The organism is Rhodococcus sp. NPDC056516 (genome assembly GCF_042794655.1).
GTDB lineage: Bacteria > Actinomycetota > Actinomycetes > Mycobacteriales > Mycobacteriaceae > Rhodococcus_F.
The window spans coordinates 520586-540305 of sequence record NZ_JBHTTG010000001.1 but is presented as its reverse complement, the minus strand read 5'-3'; the positions used below and the strand labels follow the sequence as shown (position 1 = coordinate 540305).

Annotated in this window: 20 protein-coding genes and 1 pseudogene; 6 read left to right on the top strand and 15 right to left on the bottom strand. The window is 62.0% G+C overall.

The window, feature by feature from the left end; translation table 11 throughout:
* Window positions 1–6: 6 nt before the first annotated feature.
* Entirely contained in the window at window positions 7–1395 is a 1389-nt protein-coding gene (locus tag ACFQ6Y_RS02550) for a GntP family permease (RefSeq protein ID WP_003939838.1), read from the bottom strand.
* 133 nt (window positions 1396–1528) lie between these two features.
* Here ACFQ6Y_RS02550 and ACFQ6Y_RS02545 point away from each other — a divergent pair, with 133 nt between their 5' ends.
* The gene (locus tag ACFQ6Y_RS02545) at window positions 1529–2257 is read left to right on the top strand and encodes a FadR/GntR family transcriptional regulator (protein ID WP_378531177.1); all 729 of its coding nucleotides are present in this window, start codon (window positions 1529–1531) and stop codon (window positions 2255–2257) included.
* 97 nt (window positions 2258–2354) lie between these two features.
* The gene (locus ACFQ6Y_RS02540; protein WP_003940093.1) at window positions 2355–3362 is read left to right on the top strand and encodes an NAD(P)H-dependent glycerol-3-phosphate dehydrogenase; all 1008 of its coding nucleotides are present in this window, start codon (window positions 2355–2357) and stop codon (window positions 3360–3362) included.
* 54 nt (window positions 3363–3416) lie between these two features.
* Here the strand turns inward: ACFQ6Y_RS02540 and ACFQ6Y_RS02535 are convergent.
* The 8 genes and pseudogenes from ACFQ6Y_RS02535 to ACFQ6Y_RS02500 form a co-directional block, all read right to left on the bottom strand.
* Window positions 3417–4216: pseudogene (locus ACFQ6Y_RS02535) on the bottom strand (SDR family oxidoreductase).
* Window positions 4217–4425: 209 nt separating this feature from the next.
* Window positions 4426–5145: a M50 family metallopeptidase gene (locus tag ACFQ6Y_RS02530; RefSeq protein ID WP_378447295.1), complete on the bottom strand. Its 720-nt coding sequence runs from the start codon at window positions 5143–5145 to the stop codon at window positions 4426–4428.
* Window positions 5142–6329 carry an AAA family ATPase gene (locus tag ACFQ6Y_RS02525; protein WP_378628558.1) on the bottom strand — a complete coding sequence of 396 codons (1188 nt, stop codon included), beginning with the start codon at window positions 6327–6329 and terminating at the stop codon, window positions 5142–5144. Before ACFQ6Y_RS02525 ends, ACFQ6Y_RS02530 begins: the two co-directional genes overlap by 4 nt.
* 120 nt (window positions 6330–6449) lie before the next feature.
* On the bottom strand, window positions 6450–7511 hold the full coding sequence (locus ACFQ6Y_RS02520) for an NAD(P)/FAD-dependent oxidoreductase (RefSeq protein ID WP_378628555.1): 1062 nt from the start codon (window positions 7509–7511) through the stop codon (window positions 6450–6452).
* Window positions 7512–7586: 75 nt separating this feature from the next.
* Complete coding sequence (locus tag ACFQ6Y_RS02515; RefSeq protein ID WP_378531173.1) at window positions 7587–7886, bottom strand: DUF4259 domain-containing protein; 300 nt, start codon at window positions 7884–7886, stop codon at window positions 7587–7589.
* A gap of 162 nt (window positions 7887–8048) precedes the next feature.
* A complete protein-coding gene (locus ACFQ6Y_RS02510; RefSeq protein ID WP_378628551.1) occupies window positions 8049–8489 on the bottom strand; it encodes a MaoC/PaaZ C-terminal domain-containing protein in 441 nt (146 codons plus the stop codon).
* A complete protein-coding gene (locus ACFQ6Y_RS02505; RefSeq protein ID WP_378628548.1) occupies window positions 8486–8935 on the bottom strand; it encodes a MaoC family dehydratase N-terminal domain-containing protein in 450 nt (149 codons plus the stop codon). Before ACFQ6Y_RS02505 ends, ACFQ6Y_RS02510 begins: the two co-directional genes overlap by 4 nt.
* A 9-nt stretch (window positions 8936–8944) precedes the next feature.
* Window positions 8945–9589, bottom strand: a complete 645-nt coding sequence (locus ACFQ6Y_RS02500; RefSeq protein ID WP_378628546.1) for a TetR/AcrR family transcriptional regulator — start codon at window positions 9587–9589, stop codon at window positions 8945–8947.
* 113 nt (window positions 9590–9702) lie between these two features.
* On the opposite strand from ACFQ6Y_RS02500, the gene ACFQ6Y_RS02495 reads away from it, so the two are divergent.
* Window positions 9703–10584, top strand: a complete 882-nt coding sequence (locus tag ACFQ6Y_RS02495) for an alpha/beta fold hydrolase (RefSeq protein WP_378628543.1) — start codon at window positions 9703–9705, stop codon at window positions 10582–10584.
* 161 nt (window positions 10585–10745) lie between these two features.
* Window positions 10746–11720, top strand: a complete 975-nt coding sequence (locus ACFQ6Y_RS02490; protein ID WP_378628540.1) for a CehA/McbA family metallohydrolase — start codon at window positions 10746–10748, stop codon at window positions 11718–11720.
* A gap of 120 nt (window positions 11721–11840) precedes the next feature.
* Here the strand turns inward: ACFQ6Y_RS02490 and ACFQ6Y_RS02485 are convergent, their stop codons facing one another.
* Complete coding sequence (locus ACFQ6Y_RS02485; protein WP_378531161.1) at window positions 11841–12866, bottom strand: hypothetical protein; 1026 nt, start codon at window positions 12864–12866, stop codon at window positions 11841–11843.
* Window positions 12867–12972: 106 nt separating this feature from the next.
* Complete coding sequence (locus ACFQ6Y_RS02480; RefSeq protein ID WP_378628537.1) at window positions 12973–13869, bottom strand: hypothetical protein; 897 nt, start codon at window positions 13867–13869, stop codon at window positions 12973–12975.
* A 243-nt stretch (window positions 13870–14112) separates the two neighbouring features.
* Between ACFQ6Y_RS02480 and ACFQ6Y_RS02475 the strand changes: the two genes are divergently transcribed.
* A complete protein-coding gene (locus tag ACFQ6Y_RS02475) occupies window positions 14113–16068 on the top strand; it encodes an ABC1 kinase family protein (RefSeq protein WP_378628535.1) in 1956 nt (651 codons plus the stop codon).
* Window positions 16069–16086: 18 nt separating this feature from the next.
* On the opposite strand, the gene ACFQ6Y_RS02470 is transcribed toward ACFQ6Y_RS02475, so the two are convergent.
* The 4 genes from ACFQ6Y_RS02470 to ACFQ6Y_RS02455 form a co-directional block, all read right to left on the bottom strand.
* Entirely contained in the window at window positions 16087–16818 is a 732-nt protein-coding gene (locus tag ACFQ6Y_RS02470; protein ID WP_378628532.1) for a hypothetical protein, read from the bottom strand.
* 36 nt (window positions 16819–16854) lie between these two features.
* Complete coding sequence (locus tag ACFQ6Y_RS02465) at window positions 16855–17139, bottom strand: hypothetical protein (RefSeq protein ID WP_378542231.1); 285 nt, start codon at window positions 17137–17139, stop codon at window positions 16855–16857.
* A gap of 127 nt (window positions 17140–17266) precedes the next feature.
* Entirely contained in the window at window positions 17267–18874 is a 1608-nt protein-coding gene (locus ACFQ6Y_RS02460; protein WP_378531151.1) for an AMP-binding protein, read from the bottom strand.
* A 103-nt stretch (window positions 18875–18977) separates the two neighbouring features.
* Window positions 18978–19169: a hypothetical protein gene (locus ACFQ6Y_RS02455; RefSeq protein ID WP_378531149.1), complete on the bottom strand. Its 192-nt coding sequence runs from the start codon at window positions 19167–19169 to the stop codon at window positions 18978–18980.
* Window positions 19170–19194: 25 nt separating this feature from the next.
* On the opposite strand from ACFQ6Y_RS02455, the gene ACFQ6Y_RS02450 reads away from it, so the two are divergent.
* Window positions 19195–19710 (top strand): CGNR zinc finger domain-containing protein, encoded by a 516-nt coding sequence (locus ACFQ6Y_RS02450; RefSeq protein WP_378531147.1) that lies wholly within the window; start codon window positions 19195–19197, stop codon window positions 19708–19710.
* Window positions 19711–19720 lie beyond the last annotated feature (10 nt).

The window sequence follows — 19720 nt, the reverse complement described above, 5'->3', positions numbered from 1 at the left end:
GCCTACCTAGATGAATGCGCTCAACACGAGCACTCCGGCCAGGCCCGATACCGAGATGATGCATTCCATCACGGTCCAGGTCTTGAGGTTCTGTACCACGCTGACGCCCAGATACTCCTTCACCAACCAGAATCCGGCGTCGTTGACGTGCGAAAGGAAAAGCGATCCTGCGCCGATCGCCAAGACCATCAGTGAGACGTGTGCGGACGACAAGTCGGCCGCGACCGGAGCGAGGATGCCCGACGCCGTCACCGTTGCCACCGTTGCCGAACCTGTTGCGACGCGGATCAATACCGCAACCAGCCAGGCCAGGAACAACACGGGAAGGCTGCTGCCTTTGATCGCGTCGGCGATCACTCCGGCGATACCGGTATCGATGAGGACCTGCTTGAAACCGCCACCGGCGCCGACGATCAGCAGAATGCCTGCGATGGGAGGCAGGGAGCTTTCGAGTGACTTCGAGATGGCCTTGCGGTCCATACCGCCGCCGCGACCCAGAAGCACCATTCCGACCAGAACCGCGAGGCCCAGAGCGACGACGGGTGTTCCGAGGAAGTCGAGGACAGACTTGGGGAGGGCCTCGGAATCGGGAGCGATCACGTCGGCAAATGCCTTGCCCAACATGAGAACAACCGGGAGGAGGATCGCTGCGAGAGTAGCCGCGAACGAGGGACGCTGCTTCTTCTCTTCCTCGCCTCGATCTTCGCCTGTGACAAAAAGATCCGGGACCTTCACGTCGACCCACCGTGCTGCGTACTTACTGAAAACCGGTCCAGCGAGAACAACCGTGGGGATCGCGACGAGAACACCGAGCGCGAGGGTGAGGCCGAGGTTTGCGTTCAAGGCCGAGACTGCAACCAGCGGTCCGGGGTGCGGCGGAACCAACCCGTGCATGGCCGAGAGGCCGGCGAGGGTGGGGATCGCAATGCGCATCAGGGACAAGCCGGAACGCCGCGCGACCAGGATGATGACCGGCATCAACAGGACGAGACCGATCTCGAAGAACATCGGCAGACCGATCACGGCGCCGACCAGAGCCATGGTCCACGGAAGCGCCTTGGTACTGGAACGGCCCACCAGCGTGTCGACCACTCGGTCGGCACCGCCGGAATCGGCGAGGAGTTTGCCGAACATCGCGCCGAAACCGATCAGGATTCCGACGCTTCCCATGGTCGACCCGAAGCCGGTGGCGAACGCCGCGACCGACTCGGCCGATCCGAGGCCGGCCGCCAGACCGACGCCCACCGCGCCGATGGACAGCGCGAGGAAGGGGTGCAGGTCCAGCCAGGTGATCAGCGCGATGATGACCGCGACGCCGGCGACTGCAGCGATGATCAATCGTGCGTCGCTACCAGCGGGGACGACCTCGGCCGCCAGCAATGCTGTGGTGTTCATAGGGACTCCCAGTCCGATGAGTGATTGAGGTCACTGTTCCTTAATTAACCTACAATTTCAAGAGCAGACACTAATTTGTAGTATTTATCCGGCTTCCACCGGGCTTACTCCATACGCATGGGACGATCTACGTATGCCTTCTGTCCCGTTTCAGCAGTTACACGACTCGATGCTGGAACAGCTCGGCCAAGACATAGTCGGTGGCGTGCTCACCCCGGGAACCACGATCTCCGCCGACGAGGTGGCAACGCGCTACGACGTGTCGCGAACCGTCATCCGTGAAGTTGTCCGCGTTCTCGAATCCCTCGGACTCGCCTCGGTTCGTCGACGCGTCGGAATCACCATCCTCGGCTCCGAGCACTGGAACTCGCTCGACCCCAACGTCATCCGCTGGCAACTGGCCGGTCCTGATCGGTTCGAGCAGCTTTCGATCCTCAGCGAACTCCGTTCCGGCATCGAACCTCTGGCTGCGCGACTGGCCGCAACTCGCGCCACACCCGAGCAGTGCGGCGCACTCACTGCAGCCGTAATAGGCATGTCAGCTACCTCGCGCGCTGCCGATACCGACGCATATCTCGGCCATGATTCCGACTTTCACCGCACACTGCTCGCCGCTTCCGGCAACCCGATGCTGCGGGCGATGTCGCAGATCGTCGTCGAGATACTCGAAGGCCGCACCCGCCACTCGTTGATGCCCCACGAGGCCGACCCCGAAGCGATCCACCTGCACGGAGTGGTCGCATCTGCCATTCAGGCCGGGGACGCCGAAGCCGCGGAAGTCGCCATGCGCTCGATCGTCGCGGAATCCGCAGAAGCGGTCGAAACAATGCGCGAAAGCCCCGAACCGCCGCCTCATCTGTAAGTCGAGCCACAGACTCGGCGGAATTGGCCCGCAACTGCTCCGCAAGTGGAACGCTTGGCGCCATGACAGCACTCGCTACCCAGAACAGCGCACTCTGATGGCCCGCCCGGTACGCGTCGTCGTCCTCGGTGCCGGATCGTGGGGAACCACGGTGGCCGGCCTCGCTGCCCGCAACACCCCAACCCTGTTGTGGGCACGCAATTCCGAAGCGGCCGACGAGATCAATTCGCAACGAACCAACTCCAAATACCTTGGTGAGCGCAAACTTCCCAAGGGCCTCAAGGCAACCTCGGATCTGGTCGAAGCCGCCCGCGAAGCGGACGTACTCGTGTGCGGGGTGCCGTCGCACGCCGTTCGCTCCACGCTCGCCGAGATCGCCAACGAGGTTCGGGCGTGGGTCCCGGTGTTGTCACTGTCCAAGGGCCTCGAGCCCGGCACCCGGCAGCGTCCAACCGAAGTGATCGCCGAGTGCCTGCCCGGCCATCCCGTCGGACTGCTCGCCGGCCCCAACATCGCCAAGGAGATCGTCGACGGCATGGCGGCGGCATCGGTCGTGGCGACCCAGGACGACCGCGTCGCCGCCGCGCTGCAACCGCTGTTCGCGTCGTCCGTCTTCCGGGTTTACCGCAACACCGACGTGCTCGGCTGCGAACTCGGCGGCATCCTCAAGAACATCGTTGCCATCGCCTCGGGTATGGCCGACGGTTTGGGAGTCGGTGACAACACCCGCGCGATGGTGCTCGCTCGCGGCCTCGCCGAAATGACCCGACTCGGCGAGGCGATGGGCGCCAACCCGCGCACCTTTGCCGGCCTGACGGGCGTCGGCGATCTGATTGCCACCTGCATGGCTCCGACTTCTCGTAACCGTCGCGTCGGTGAGGCTCTGGCACAGGGCCTGACCGTCGAGGAGGCAGTCGCCAAGCTCGGCCAGGTCGCCGAGGGCGTCAAGACTGCCCCCACCGTCATGGATCTGGCCCGCGAGTACGGCGTCGACATGCCGATTGCCGCGGAGGTCGAGGCCGTCATCGGTGGCCGACAAAGTGCCAGCGACGCATATCGCGGACTTCAGAAAGTTGCCCCCGGCGGCGAGCACGAAGTGGCGTGAGGAAGATCTACAGGTATCTAGCAATTTAGCTAGATACCTGTAGATGGTTCGAGATCAGAGGGTTGGAGTATCGACGAAGATGTCGATCGTCAACGGGGACTGACCGCCGTACTGCGAGAAATCCGACATCCCCGCCTCGCGCAAGATCTCGACGTCGAGCACTGTGCGACCGGTATCCGTGCCGGCAGGACGCCCGAGAATCTCCATCGCCGCATCGGCCATGATCTCGGGCGAACGCGAGTGATCGATACTGTCGTCTCCCCGAGCAGATTTCCGACAGCGGCAGTGGCGATCATGGTCTCCGGCCACAAGCAATTGCTCGAAATCGGTGTACCTGAATACTCCGCGGCGATACCCAAGGCCGCCAATGTCATTCCGTACTTGGCCAGCATGTAGCCCGGATGAGCACCCAACCAGTGCGGCGAAAAGTTGAGCGGTGGCGACAGCGTCAATACGTGCGCGTTAGCCGAAACCCGAAGGTACGGAAGGCACGCTCGGGTGAGCGCGAAAGTGCCACGGACGTTGACCTGCTGCATCAGATCGAATCGCTTCATCGTGAGGTCTTCGCTTTTCGAGATGTCGAGGACGCTCGCGTTGTTGACCACGATGTCGATGCCACCGAAGTGCTCTACCGCTGCCGCCACGGCCCGCGCGATATCGTCGTCGTTCCTCACGTCACCGACTACAGGAACGGCATGACCCTCGAGCTCGTTCAACTCGTCGACAGTGGTGTGGATTGTCCCGGCCAGCCGGGGATCCGGCGTATCGGTCTTGGCGAGCAACACGATGTTTCCGCCGCGGCGCGCTATCGCACGGGCGATGGCAAGTCCGATACCGCGGCTTCCCCCGGACATGATCGCGGTTCTTCCGCGGAAGTTCTTGTCGTCCAAAACGAATCCTTGTCATCGTCGACGTTCTTCGTCGCTGCGGATGTGGCTACGGGAAGTTCCGACACGACCACTCGTCGACTTCCACGATATGAGCGCCTTACCGCGATGACTACGTCCGCGGAGCATCAAGAATCATTGATCCGTTGTCCTGACGGAACAACGGATCAAAGCGATCAGCCACCCACCGGACGCAGGATCCACCATCCGCCGAGCACGAGCACCGCGACGTTCACGAGCATAAACAAACCGACCCAGACGATCGCGGGTATCGGTGAGAGCCTGGCCAATTGGTCTGCGTCCGAGTCCGGTGCCCCACCTCGTCGCATTCGCTGCCGTTGAAGTTCCACGACGGGGCGCGGTCCTGCAAAAAGCAGGAAGAGCGTCAGGAAGTACGCTGCGGCGACTTGCTGCTCCTGGGTCCCCCACCAGACGAGCCCGAACAACACGGCTCCCACGACCGCAAGTGAGAAGATTCCGTAGAGGTTTCGGATCAGGACCATCATGACCGCGATCACGAACACACCGATCCACAGCACCGAGACCGCACGCTGTGCCCCCAACAGACCGGCCGCACCGAGGCCGAGAATCGACGGTCCCACGTACCCCGCGAACGTCATGAGAATGACGCCGAAGCCGGTCGGCTTGCCGGACGAAATCGCGACACCCGACGTATCCGAATGCAGGCGAAGACCTTTCAACCGTCGACCGACCAGGACAGCGACAATCAGATGAGCACCCTCGTGTGCGATGGTGACGACGTTGCGTGCGATCCTCCACAGGTGCGGCTCGAGAACGATGATCACGGCAATCAACGCGGCCAGCTGAACTACCCACGCCGGCGGATTGGGGCTGACAGCCGCCACCCGATCCCACGCGGTTTCGAGGGCGTTCACTCCGCTTGTCCGCGCAGGTATCGGCCGAAGTGCGGGACTGTGAATCCGATGGACCCACGTTCGGCCGAGTAGATGAGGCCCTTCTTGATCAGCCCGTCCCGTGCCGGCGACAGGGAAGCCGGCTTTCGACCGAGCTCGACGGCGATCTTTGCGGTCGCGACAGGTCCGTCGTCACCGGCGAGGTCGGCCATGGCGCGCATGTACTCACGCTCCGCCGGCGTTGCTCTCTCGTACCGTGATCCGAAGAATCCAACAGCGAGTTCTTCCTCCGCCGTCGGCGCGCCGACGCGCACGTCCTCTGCCGTGATCGGGCTCGACGCCGCCACATCCCACGTGGCTTTCCCGTAGGCCTGAACGAAGTACGGGTACCCGTCGGCCGCTTCGTACAGAGCGTCGAGCGCGGATTCGGTGAACTCGACCTCCTCACGCTCGGCAGGTGCAATCAGAGCCTGATCTGCAGCTTCACGCTCGAGGCGGTCGATCCGGTGGTAGCTGAACAGGCGCTCCGAGTAGCTTTTCGACGCCGACAGCACAGCGGGTAGATGCGGAAGTCCCGCCCCGACGACGATCAGCGGTGCCGCGTCCTGACTCAACTCGTGGCAGGCCCCGCAGATCGCCGAGACGTCCGCGGCACCGAGGTCCTGCATCTCGTCGATGAAGATGGCGATCCCGACGCCGACATCCCGGGCCAACGACGACGCGTCGAGCAGCAACTCGACCAGGTCTATCTCGATGTCGCCGCTGTCCGCGCGACCTTTGATCGAAGGTGCGTCGATGCCTGGTTGCCAGCGCTCGCGCATTCCTTTGTCCGCGGTGGCGCGTAGGGCAAACGATTTGAGGACTCCGAGGAACTGTTCGACCCGCTCCGGATCGCGATGGGAGACCGCGATCTCGCGGACCGCCATGTGGAGCGCTGACGAGAGTGGGCGTCGTAAATCCTGGTCGGGCCGCGCTTCGATCTTCCCCGTCCCCCAGCTTCGGGAGATCGCTGCCGAACGCAACTGATTGAGCAGGACGGTCTTACCGACGCCACGCAATCCGGTGAGGACAACACTTCGTTCCGGGCGGCCACGCGCAATTCGCTCGAGCACGACGTCGAAGGCATCGATCTGCTTGTCGCGCCCGGCGAGTTCCGGCGGTCGCTGACCGGCACCGGGGGCATACGGATTGCGCACGGGGTCCATGCCCACCGACGGTACAAGCCGAGTAGACGAATATCTCGCTCTCTAGCGCGTGTCCTAGAGAGAACTAGGAACCGCAATATCTGGCCCGACCTCGTCGAACCAAGCTCCGTGCATCGTCGTCTAGCAGTCCCGGCTTGACGCTCGGGCGAAGTCCCCGGCCACGTGGGCCCCAATTGCTCCGGCCAGAATGATCGCAGGATGCGCCGCGGCCAGATAGAGCCCAGGCACGCCTTCGGCGAAGCCCAGTAGCGGGCGGCCACCACGCGGAATGGGACGGTCAGCGATTACCGCCTCGATCAGTTCCACGTGGTCACCGCCCACGAGCTGACTGCGGATAGCCTGCAGCGTCGGCTCGGCAAGCTCACGAGCATCTCCTGAGAACCCGACCGGAACATCTTCAGCCGCAACCAGTGTCGTGTCGTTCAATTGTCTGATCTCGAAGTCCGGAGTGGAGAGGATTCCGTTCACCAATGGTTGCGGCGTCGAGAATCTGATGAGGCAACACGGGGAGGCGTCGACCTCGACGTCGACTCCCGCCGACGCCGCGAGTCCGGGGATTGCAGTACCCGTGGCGAGGATTGTGGTCGATCCGTAAACGGGGCCGTCAGTGGTCAATACACCGCGAACCCTCCGACCTTCCGTGAGCAGAGAGAGCACCGAAATCCTGGAACGCACTGTGGCGCCGTACTCTTCGGCACCTCGCAAAAGAGAACCGGCTAACGCAACCGGGTCGATTCCACCGTCGTCAGGCGCATATGTCGCTACGGCGGGTGCTGTGCGCAATCCCGGCTCACGAGCAAGGACCTCATCTTCACCGATGAGCTCGACGGGATGACCGAGTGCTCGATGAGCATCTGCGAACGCTCGGGTCTCCGCATCCGTCTCTTCCCAGGTGATCGCGCCTCTGCGGCGCAAACCGATTGGCTCGACGAGTTCGCGCTCCAGGCGGTCGAATTCGACTGCAGCGCCTTGCCGGAACGGATCGGAGTAGGTTTCTGCGGCACTCTTCGAGAGGCCGACCCAGGCAAAAGAGTTGCCGGTCACCCCGCCTGCCACCGAGCCCCGCTCGAGCACGGTGACTCGGAGACCAACGCGCGCCAGGCGATACGCAATCGACGCACCGACGACACCGGCACCAATCACCAGGATCGGACTGTCGTTTCGACCATTCGGATGCGTCACCAGTGGACCATATCTGCGAGCCGCAACCTGGATCCACTCAATTTTGAAGCGAGGACTTCGGCGGTTAACGGAGGACTAGGCCTGTTCCCGCTCGGCGGCGAGGGCCACCGCCTGTTCGAAGGTATGGACGAGCACTGCACGTCGAGCGACCTTGTGATCCTCGTCCGGATCGAGTTCGTCGATGTAGCCATCCCACACGCGCAGATATCGATCGCGCCAGTCGATCAGCACTTGTGTCGATGGAAAGGTCACACCGACTCGTTTCGTATGGGCAATATTGGTGAGGATCTCGAGCCACGCCGGCACCATCTCCCCGCCCCATTCATCCGGCTCCAGACTCGAATCGTCTTCGAACTCGGCAGTGATGTCGTCCACGATTCGACCGGTCAGGGCCCCCAACCCATCCGCGACGGTGTCACTGTCAAAGTTTCCCGGACCCCAGACTCCCACAAGCCCTCCCGCTGTCGCTCGTATCGATAGTGGATAACCCGACCAATTAGACCAGCTCTGAGCCTGAGGCTGGCGCTACAGATCCTGTCAGATCCCCGGGAACTGAAGGTGCGCTTGGGTCTTTCCCAGAACCGTCTGGCCCCTATGCGTGACTGTGACATCGATCCGCGTTGTCCGCACCGTGGTGTCGATCCGCGCGATCTTCGCAGTGATGGAGAGATCAGCACCATCGACGGCATCGACTACGACGGGCCGAGTAAAGCGAGTTTCATACGAGATCACACCGCTCGGGTCACCAACCCAGTCGACGATTGCCTGCAAAGCAATTCCGGCAGTGAGCATTCCGTGCGCCAGAACTCCCGGCAGCCCGGCCGACGTGGCGGTTGCGTCGTTGAAGTGGATCGGGTTCAAGTCGCCGGAGGCACCGGCGTAGCGAACTAGGTCATCACGAGTGAGGACCAGATCGACCTTCGCGACTATGTCACCGAGGACGAGGTTTTCGAAAACCGGCACGGCGGGTGTGGTCATGCCTCTTCTCCTCGGGCCAGTAGGGTCGAGGTGACCGTCGCGACCAAAGCGTCGGTCGCGTCGTGGATCTCGGAAACTGTCGACAGGATCGCACTGCCTGCTCGCACTGTCACCCCTGTAATCGTCAGTGTCGTAGACAGGTCATCGCCGGCGACTATCGGACGCTTATGCTCGATCTTCTCGGAAGTATGCACCACACGAGTCGGATCGAGCCCGGTATCCGGCGTGCGCAGAAGTGCCATGATCGCTCGTTGCTGGACAACGGTTGTGAATGTTGTCGGCGCGATGACATCGACGAACCCGGCATCCCTGGCGACACCGACATCATGGTGCAAGGGATTGCTCGAATGCACGGCCAGAGCGAACTCGCGAATCTTCTCGCGTCCGACAAGGTACGAAGACGAGGGAAACACCCGCCCGGCGAGCGCTGGGTTCACAGGAGACATCCCGGAATCCTAACGGCGACCGACCTCGCGTTGATTCGTGGCCTGAGGTTTCGTCGGCCCGAGAATGCGATCGAGGAGACGCTCAACCAACTGGACCGCCAATTCTGCTGTGCCGTAACCAGGAAGCATCCCTTGGGCGAGCCCCGCGACAGCCGCCAGAATGAGTTCGGCGTCGAGGTCGGGGTCCATTGACGGCACGACTGCGTCCTGATTGGTCACCCGTTGAAGCTGGCCGGAAATGAGCGCTGCCAACTCACGTGGGGCAGTTAGAGTCTCCTCAGCGGCGATTCCCTGTCCGGTCAGTGCGGCAGCGTGAAAGGCGCCGAGAACAATTGCTTCCTCTCGACGTTGCTGATCGAGCGGGAGCATGCCGACAAGGAACGCTGAAATAACCTCGCGGGGTGTCGCTTCCGCACCCAGAACAGACAACTCCTGCATGAGGCGAGCACCCGCATCCTGACGAACGGCTTTATGCGTCGCGAGGAGGAACTCCCGCTTCGTACCGAAGTAGTACTGCACGAGACGCACCGAAATCCCAGCCTCGGCAGCAACTGACTGAAACGTCACCGCCGCGAGCCCACCGTCGACAATCACTCGCCGCACCGCATCGGTGATCTCCCGTTGCCTCACTTCATGGTCGACCAGTCGCGGCATGAGGCTGTCCTTTCCCTTTCGATATGGATGGAACTGACTCGTTAATGATACGCACGTACCGCATTAATGATACGTTCATACCATCAAATCGAAACGCAGTGAGAGGGGCACTCATGCCGAAGACCGGACGATTCAAAAACGAGGCATCGAAGCAGGCGTACGACCGCATCTACCGAGAACTGGAAGACACCTGGCCGGTTCCGTCGACACAACTCGAAGTGCCGACATCGTTCGGAACCACCCATGTCCGTAGGTCGGGGACCGGCACGGAGACGCCTATCGTCCTGGTGCACTCTCTCGGGGCCAACTGTCTGCAATGGCACATCGTCATCGAGGACCTGTGCCGAGACCGAGTCGTGTACGCACTGGACACGATCGGCACACCAGGCCGCAGTGTCCAGACTTCTCCATTGACCGGGGAGTCCGACTTCGCCACCTGGATCAGCGAGGTATTGAACGAACTCGAGGTCGATCGCGTCCACCTGGTCGGCTACTCACAGGGCGCGTGGCATGCCGTTCTCGTAGCACTGCACACCCCTGAACGACTGGCGAGTGTGACGCTCATCGAACCGGGTGGAGTCTTCGACAAGCCCTCGTGGCGTGTGCTGCTGAAGATGGTCCGCGCCGGGATGCGCCGCACCGACAAAAGTATTCGCAAGCTTAACGATTGGCTGTCCCCCGGGTACGTTCTCGGCGACCTCGAGTTCGCCCTCGCCAAGGAAGCGCTGAACTACCGGCCTGGTATCGGGTGGGCGCGAATACTCGAAGATGCAGAAGTGCAGTCGATCTCGGTTCCCGTGCTCGTAATCTCCGGCGCTGAGACGGTGGTCTCCAACCCTGAGCAGGTGGCCGCGAGGTTAGCTGATCTTGCACCTGAAGCCGAGGTGGAGATTTATGCCGGAACCGGCCACGGAATCCTGGGACACATACCTGATCAAGTAATTCCCCGACTCATGAAGTTCGTCCGCAATCATGACGACGCGAAGCGAACGTGATCTCGCCGATCAGGCGCCGGTAGGGCGGTAGCGAATCCGGTCTGCCTCTTCCAGATGCTGCACAAGCAATCGAAGGTGCAGTTCCCGGTCGACTAGGACGATCATCACCAGACGAGTCCACTCCTGGGTAGGGCACGTCCTGCTGCAACACTGTGATTGTGATGGAAGTGGCTGAACGAGATCGACCTGCAGGTCGATGGTTCCGAGGGGACTGTCACGTGCACTCCGTCTATTCGGATGGAGCACTGACCCCGCCGGAATTGGCTGCGGTCGCTCGCTCACTGGGGTTGGACTTCCTGGCCACTACCGACCACAACACAACCGCGGCTCACGAGGCGTGGCGGCACGAGGGCATTGCGCGTGAGTTGGTGATAATCCTCGGTGAAGAAGTCACCACCGGGGACGGACATTGGCTTGCCCTCGGCGTCCCATCCGGGCAACTGGTCGACTGGCGATACACCGCAGACGACACCATCGCCGCCCAACTTGACGTTGTCCATGAAGTCGGGGGCATCTGCGTCGTGGCACATCCGTACGCGCCTTACCCGTCGGGAACATTCATGTATCCGTACGACGGGTTCGACGCCATCGAAGTATGGAACGGCGCGTGGGATTCGAATCTGCCGTGGCAGGCGAACAACGAGAAGGCCCTTGCACATTGGGCAAGTCGGCTGGTCATCGATGTTCCAGCCGGTTGCTGGATGCCGGCGATCGGTAATAGCGATACACATTTGAGTGGCCAAATGGGTGTACCGCACAATGTTGTCGCGGCCGATCGGTTGTGCGCAGACGAACTTGTGACTTCCATCAAGGCAGGCCGAAGTTGGATCTCTTCGGCACCCACAATTGAACTGTCACTGACGGCAACCGCTGACAATCAGTGCGTGCAGATTGGCGGCGAGCTGACCACCAATGGTGAACCGGCAATGGTTCGGGCAGCGATCACGGGTATACCGTTCCGCACCATCACAATTCACACTGAATCAGGGCCGATCCACACCGAATCGTTGTCGAACACCGGGATCGGCGAATTATCACGTCTACTTCCCGTGGCCTCGACATTCGTCCGTATGGAGGCCCGCGCGCGTTCCGGACACATGGCTGCGCTGAGCAACCCCATCATCTTGAGGGGATAGAAAACAAGACCCAAGGAAGTTTGTTCGTCGCCGCGGTGGGCAGTGCAGCAGGTTTCCGGCCATGTCCAATGACGCTGCCAGATGCCCGTTCTCCTGGAAGAGTGCGTTTCGCGCTAGTTCTCAGTACCCGTCCGAACCGCCGAATACGAGTTCAGGCGCGCCCACCACCGGCCGCCCGGGATGCAACTGGTGCTGCAGCGACTCGATTCCTGCTGCGTCGAGTGTTCCTCGGTGAATCTGGCAGACCCAGTCGAAATCTTCTGTAGACCAAGCGATCTGATATCCGTGAGTCTTGGTTTTCCACGGCTCGTTCGATCGTGGTCGCCGGGCGATCCATCCCGCTTTATCACCGAGTTCGGCGGCGAATGCGCCGGATTCGGGTTCGATCGAGTGAACGAAGCGTGGAGTCAGGTCCGTCAGCAGGGGCACCCTGATGGGTTCGGCGGTGATCTCCTCATGAAACCAGCGTATCGATTCCTGCTGCGGTGTAGTTGGCGGTCCGCCGCGACCGGCGAGGCTCCTCGATTCGGCGTCGGTGACGACCGGACCGTCCCAGGTGAACAGGGAGGGGTCGAGGTGCTCCCCCACGGTGAGGTCGGTGTATGCGGCGCCGTCGATACCGTCGCCGGAGTGTTGGGCAAGTACTGCACCGGTTTCGGCGTCGACGACAAGCCGCAGCGACGGCTTCGGCAGATTCCGGCTCTCGCGTGGGGCGAGATCCACCGACCAGCATCGACGGCCGAGGAACTCGACGTCTGTCACCGGCCCTGTCGGGCGTGAATGATGGTTGCCGACCCAATGCTCAACGCGCGGGGTGATCGCGAGGTGTCGGCCCGCGCCGGGCGAGTGCACCTGGTGGAGTTCGGTGCAGCGCGGATGGTCTGGGTCGGCGGTGAAGTCCCAAGCGGTGGTGCCGTCGCTGACGAACATCACCTGCCCGTCGAGTGACTCGATCCTCGATCGGCGCCCCCACCGATACAGATGGACGCCGGGGAGGCGAACGGGAAGAAACACAGGTTCTTCACCGTAGCTGCCGTAGTAGTAGTGAAACGGTTCGTCGGAGTTGCGGTACGGGACCACGACCCCGTAGACCGGTTGCCGCGGGCCGTCGGCCATGGTCACCAACATCTGGACCCATTCGGTCATCACTGCCTCCGTTATGCATTCGGGTATCGGTCGTCTGCGGCCTAGGTCAACGCGCCTCCCACTGGTTTCGGTGAGCTTTCCGGCCCGATCGCCTGCGCCGCTCAGCTCAGACATGTAGGACTCCCGCGATCGCTTCGGAAGCCGCGGGGTAGGCGCAGGTGTCGGCTTGTTCCCGCAACTCTGCCGAGGCGTAGGACAGGAGATTGTCGAGACGAACACCTTGCTCGTCGTACAGATTCAGCCGAGCTGTCAACATCAGTCCGGGGTAGTCACGATGGCGGAATCGGACATGGATCCGGCCGCTCGGCCAGTGGCCGACGTACGTGGCGCTCACCTGGTCGACTTTGTCCGAGAACCGCATTCGGTCGAGACCGCGCAGGCAGTACTGCACGTACCCGTGATGGTCGAGTGGCTCGGGACCGACAGGCCAGCACCGATCGGTGATGTCGATGCCACCGGTGATCAGCGAATGGATCCCGCCATCGACCCCGGTGGAAAGTACCGACCGACCGACGGCAGGACGGGTAGCGGTCCTCGCAACCAACCACAGCCTCCCGCCCCCTGCGACCCCGTGCGCGACATCCATCCCGGGCAGCAGCAAGGTCGTCGCCGGCGACGAAGCCTCACCACGGTAGGCCCGTACAGTTGTGGCGCCACGCGTAATGGGGTCTTTGCCCCAGTACCAGCGCACGTTGCCATCGAATGCGCGCTTGCGGCGATGGTTTTCGTTGTAGTACTTATCCGCATACTCGCTGGTGTACCCGACCTGCCGATCTTCCGCGCACAGGTAGGTGTCGCGGTCGATGCGCAGCGGGGCCGGATCATGCAGAGGTATCTGCAATACCGATGAGCTGTAACGCAACTCGAACCCTGCCCGCTTTCCTCCCGTGCCGTCCACACGCGGCACCCGTTCCCACGGATCGTGTTCGACACCGAGATAGAGCGACGATTCGTCGAACTCGGCCGACACGATCGCCGCGGCATCCACTTCGACCCGACGCATCCCAGATAATCCACTGCGATCGAGGGTTGAGCGCACCGTGCGCTGTGATTGTTTCTTTGCTGCGGTGTCACTATCTTCTTTTTGGACGTTCGATCAGGACGATTCGACGTCAAGGCGAATGAACTCCGAAGTGCCCGAGCATGTTCGACGTTTGGTCATTGTCGAACTTGTTACCCGTCAGTCGGGGTAGGGTTCAGGGTTTTCCTGGATGAAACGCAGCTTGCAAACCCGTACGCTATCGCAATGGACTTGATGGTCTGGATCGTCACGACGCCATTTCTTGCGGCAGCGCTTGCGGGCGTGATGCGACGAACGCTGGGGACGAGGGTCGGTTGGCCGCGAACACTGGTGGTCGCGGTGATAGCGCTCTCGGTGGGTGTCCCCTTGTCGGGCTACGCCGCGACATTCGCAGGAATTGCCAGCCAGGACGATCAACTTCTGGTGAGCGTGGGAGTAGCGCTCACGTTCTTCGGAGTTGTCGCACTCTGGGTGTTCGCGGCCTGCCTGGCAGTACTGGTCTTCCTCGAAGTTGTCATTCCTACGGGGTCCTTACCGGGTCCGTCAGAAGCATTGCGGCGCAGCCGCAAATCCTGGCGACGGACGAAACGGTACGTCCAGATCACGGGCATCGTCGTGCGAGCGGGAGGCGGGCCGGCTCTCCGTGCCGGGCCGTCCGCGCCTCAGTTCGGGGACGCGCTTGTGGAAGTGATCAACCGGTGCGGCGTCACTTTCGTCAAGCTGGGACAGATCCTCGGCACGCGAGACGACCTCATACCACCTGAGCTGGCTCGCACTCTCTCGTCTCTGCAAAGTTCGGCACGCCCGGCTGATCCAGGCCGCATTGCGGAGCTACTGGCATCGGAACTCGGCGACACCCCCGAGTCGGTGTTCGCACGGTTCGATGTAGAGCCGTTTGCCGCCGCCTCTGTCGCACAAGTACATTCCGCGCGCACCACCGACGGCGTCGATGTGGTTGTGAAGGTTCAACGACCCGAGGCGAGCGCACAGGTGAGCGTGGATTGCGATATCTTCCTCCGCGTTTCATCCCTTGCGGAAACCCGTTTTCCCTGGGCACGCGATATCGGCGTTCATCGACTCGCCGGCGGGCTCGTCACGTCGCTGCTCGAAGAGCTCGACTACCGTACCGAGGCCGCGAACACCGCCACGATTGCCGCCACCATGGCGAGCCGACCAGATATTGTCGTTCCGCACATCTACCCCGAACTCAGCAGCGGGCGAGTGGTTGTGATGGAACGTCTTGACGGAATACCGCTTTCCGACGGCGAGGCAGCGCTCACCGACGTCGACGTCTACTCCCGCAGCAGAATTGCGAACGAGCTACTTGCGTCGCTGCTCGACGGGATCTTCGTCCACGGGGTGTTCCACGCCGATCTGCACCCCGGCAACATCATGATCCTTGACGACGGACGCGTCGGCCTACTCGACTTCGGCGCAGTCGGTGTTCTGGACGGGGAGACACGGATCCTGTTCGCAGTACTCCTGAATGCTGCACTGGCAGGTGACCCGGTGGCAACAGTCGACGCGATGCTGATGGCATTCGACGTGCCTGACGACGTGGATCGTGGAGCGCTGCGTCACCAAGTAGGCCGCGAGATCACCCTTCTCGGTCTTGCGCCCAATGTTTCCATGGGATCGTTCGCGCGAATGTTCACCGTGCTTCGAGAGCACCGAATAGGTGTGCCGGGAGACGTCGCAGCGGCTTTCCGTTCACTCGCGTCGGTGGAACGCGCCCTCCGGCTTCTGGATCCGAACATCGACCTCGTCTCCGCGGTGCGCGCCGAAGTACCCCGACTGTTGACCCAGGTCGCCAGCCCCACCGCAGCGGCGCAGGCGATGCTGTCGACGATTGCGGTCACAACGGCCGTGGTCAGGCGGCTGCCTGGTCAGCTCGACCAGATCACGACCTCACTGGCGTCGGGAAGCTTCACACTCCGTACCCGCTCCATCGCACACCCCGACGACAGGCGGTGGCTCCGACGGTCGGCGAACAACGCCCTGGGAATGGCGGCTGGCGTTGCTGCGCTGATAGTCGCGGCGATCCTGCTGTTCGTTCCCGGTGGACCACAGCTCACACCTCAGTTGTCCAGCTATGCGCTCGTGAGTGCGGTACTGGGCTTCGTAGGGGTCGTCCTGTGCATGCGGACCGTGTTCCGCTTGTTCACCCTCGACAACAGGTAACGAATAGCTCAGAAGTGTTCATCGCTTGATCTCGATATCGTCGAAGTCGAGCGCCAAAAGCGTCGGCCGCGAGAGGACACGACCACCTGGGCCCCGCGGAAGCACGCGGCGCCGAGTGGGGAATGTGAGGCCGTCGAACTGGCGATGCTGGTCGCAGTAAAGGGCGGCTTTGGCCCACTTTCCTACAGGTTCAGCGACGAAGTCGTGGCGGCGGATGAGGCCACCGCTGTCGACGTAGAAGGTCTGTTGCCGGCAATGGGTGTCGATTCCCGGCGCGAATGTCGCCTGCAGTCGTCGCCATCGCCGCCCGGCTTCCTGCCACGGTTCGCCTTCGGTGACAGTGATGTCGTCGCGGGTGAGCAGCACAGGTGCGTTCAGATAGTTCCAAAAGGCGTATCCGGCGAAGTAAGCGGTGTCGAGCGCGTCCCAGTGAAGATTGCGCCGGATTCCACTCAACCCGAAGAACTCTGGACGGGGGTCGGTTCGACTCTCGAGTTGTTCCCCGTCACGGGTCTCGATCCACACGGCCCCCTTGTCGAACACAGCGCACTCGCCGACGCCCGGAAAGTCCTGGAGGACAGTGCGTTGCTCGGCAACTTGCACCTCGACCGTGAACGTCGCGAGCTTGTTGCCGGGGAAGCGCCCAGGCAACAGACCGCCCAGGCGTCCCCGTGCCGTGATCGCTGAAACTGACTGCCAACGTTCGACTCCGCCATGTGCGGTGAGAACTTCATCGAGCAGTTCGTTCATGTCTCGTCGCTTCCGTCCCCTGACGGAACTGAGGAATCAGTGATCAGACGGACGGGTAGCTGTAGTTGCGTTCTTCCGGCGGTACCACTGCCAGCCCGCGGTGATGATGACGGCGCCGGCGAGGGACCCCAGGATGCCGCTCGGGCGCAGTGATATTCCGTCGCCTGCAATCAGACTCACGAGCAGTCCGCCCACCAAAGAACCACCGATTCCCGCGATGAACGCGAAGGTCCAATCCACCCGTGCGGCCCTTTGTCCCAGAATCAACTGGGCTCCCGCTCCGATGACGATTCCGAACAGAAGTATTCCGATGATGAGCATGTGAAAAGACCCTTTCGTGGAGTGACGACCCAAGGCGCGAACGACTTACTCTGCGCCATCTTTCCGGTACGTCCCTTATGTCGTGGTGAAATCCATGTGAAAGGTCGTCACCGATCACTCCACACTGCTAGGACGACGCCAGTGTCGTCGCCCAGCGGTAGTCCGCCTTACCGGCCGGAGTCCTCTTGACTTCGTCGACCAGCACGATCGTGCGCGGCACCTTGTAGCCGGCCAACGTCTTACGGCAATGTTCCTGAACCGCTTCGAGAGTCAGCTCGTCAGACTCGGGATAGGTCGCGATCACCGCGGCAACCTGCTGCCCCATGCGCGCGTCGGGTGCGGGGACAACAAGCGCGTCGGAGATCGCCGGATGCGCGTGAAGGGCGGCCTCGACCTCTTCGGCGAATACCTTCTCGCCGCCGGTGTTGATGCACTGTGAGCCACGGCCGAGGAAGACAATGGTGCCGTCCGCTTCCACCTTGCCCATGTCTCCGAGCACCGAAAGACGGGTGCCATCGGCGCGGGTCGGGAACGTCCGGGCGGTCTTCTCCTCGTCCTTGTAGTACCCGAGCGGGACGTTTCCGATGCGAGCGATGTATCCCACATCGTCGGAGCCGGCTGGGATCTCTTCGAGACGCTCGTCGACCAGAATCATGTTCGGCGAGGGCGGCATTCGCAGATTTCCTGCCTCGTCGATGGCGAAGGCGCCGTCGTTACCTGACTCCGAGGCTCCGAAGTTGTCCCGCAACAGCAGGTCCGGCTTCACCGCCAGCATGCGGTCCCGGACGCTGGTGGACCAGATCGCGCCACCCGAGGTGATCGAGAACAGGGTGCTGAAATCAACCTCGTCTTTGCGTCGTTCCATCTCGTCGACCAACGGCAGTCCCATACCGTCGCCGACGATCAAGATCACCTGTACCGAATCCTTCTCGATCGCTTCGACGACCTTCGCCGGGTCGAATTCTCGTCGTAGAACAACCCGCGCACCGAGGGTGAGGAAGGTGAACAGCGAGTACAACGCGGCGCCATGCATCAGCGGGGCGGCAATGAGGAACGATAGCTCCGGAAATTCCTTTGCAGCACTGGCAATCTCGGCGAGGTCCTGCCGCGCTCCCTCTCCGTACGGATTTCCGCCGGAGAGCGGCTTACGGAAGAAGTCGTCGTGACGCCACATGACGCCCTTCGGGTATCCGGTTGTCCCGCCGGTGTAGAGCAGGTACACGTCGTCGCCCGAACGAGAGTCGAACTCCCCCACTGGCGACTGTTCACGCGCGTCGTCGAAGGAAACCACGGAAACCTCGTGCTCATTCGCGGCAGCGACCAGTTCGGCCTCGATCTCGCCGATCACGATCACCGTCTTCACCTTCGGGCATGCACCGAAAAGGGAAGCAAGGACACGCTGATGTTCGGGAAGTTCCACGACCACCGCGACCGAGTCGGAGTTGGTGAAGATGTACTCCAGTTCGGCGGGCGTGTACCGGTAGTTCACGTTGATCGGGACCGCGCGGATCTTGATCAACCCGAGGATCGACGTGACATGTTCAACGCTGTTCTTCAGGAACAGAGCCACGTGGTCACCACGCGAGATACCGGCTTGCGCGAGCAGGTTGGCGGTTCGATTGGCCTCCGCGTCCAACTCAGCGTAGGAGAAGTTCTCTCCCTCGTAAGTCAAGGCGACGCGATCAGGTACCGAGCTGGCGACGGTTTCGAATACATCAGCGAGGTTGAACTGCATCGTCTTCCCTTTCAAAGTCTGCGCCGCGATATCGAGGCATACAACCCTGAATCTAGAACACGTTCCATGCAGTCCGAGGCAAAACGGAACGATTAGCTGACCATTACCTGGACCTGACCTTGATCGGCGCGGCGACGGCCGAGCCCGCACCGCCCGACACCCATTCGGCGAGCAAGGTCTGCCACGACCCGCAATGGCAGCGCAGGTAGGTGACCGTCCCCTCGCTGGTCCGATGCCGGGATTCGACCTCCCAGCGATGGATGCAACCGATCGGCGTGATCTCTGTTTTCTTCATGCAACGAGCATGATGTAATGGCATTGTGCATCTCAACCCTTACGGCGAATATGCGGTGACGTTGGCAGCCGACCTGGCCAATCGAAATCCCGCGTCCTTGGCCGAGTTGGTCGAACGCTGCGTCGACGCGGGCATCATTCTCGATTTCCCCATCGCCGAGAAAGATCTCGACGAGACCCTCGATCTCCTGATCGAGTGGTCGAAGATCGTCGACGTCACGGACGAGGCTGCCCGCGCCGAGTTGGTGAACGTCATGCTCGAGCAAGCGTCGGCGTATCCGCGCATGACCAACCACGCCAACGACGGGTGGCATCTGCACTACCGCGATCCGCAACAGTCGCTCGCCGAGGTCCTCAAGGCACTCTTCTCGGTAGGCACGGCGCTGCACCTCGTCGGCCGCGGTATGCACCGATTAGGTCGATGCACCCTGGACGAGTGCACCAACATCTACGCGGACACCTCCCGCAACGGCAATCAGCGGTACTGCTCCCCCACGTGTGCGAATCGCGATGCGGTGCGACGCCACCGCGCGCGCAAGTGAGCCGTACCGA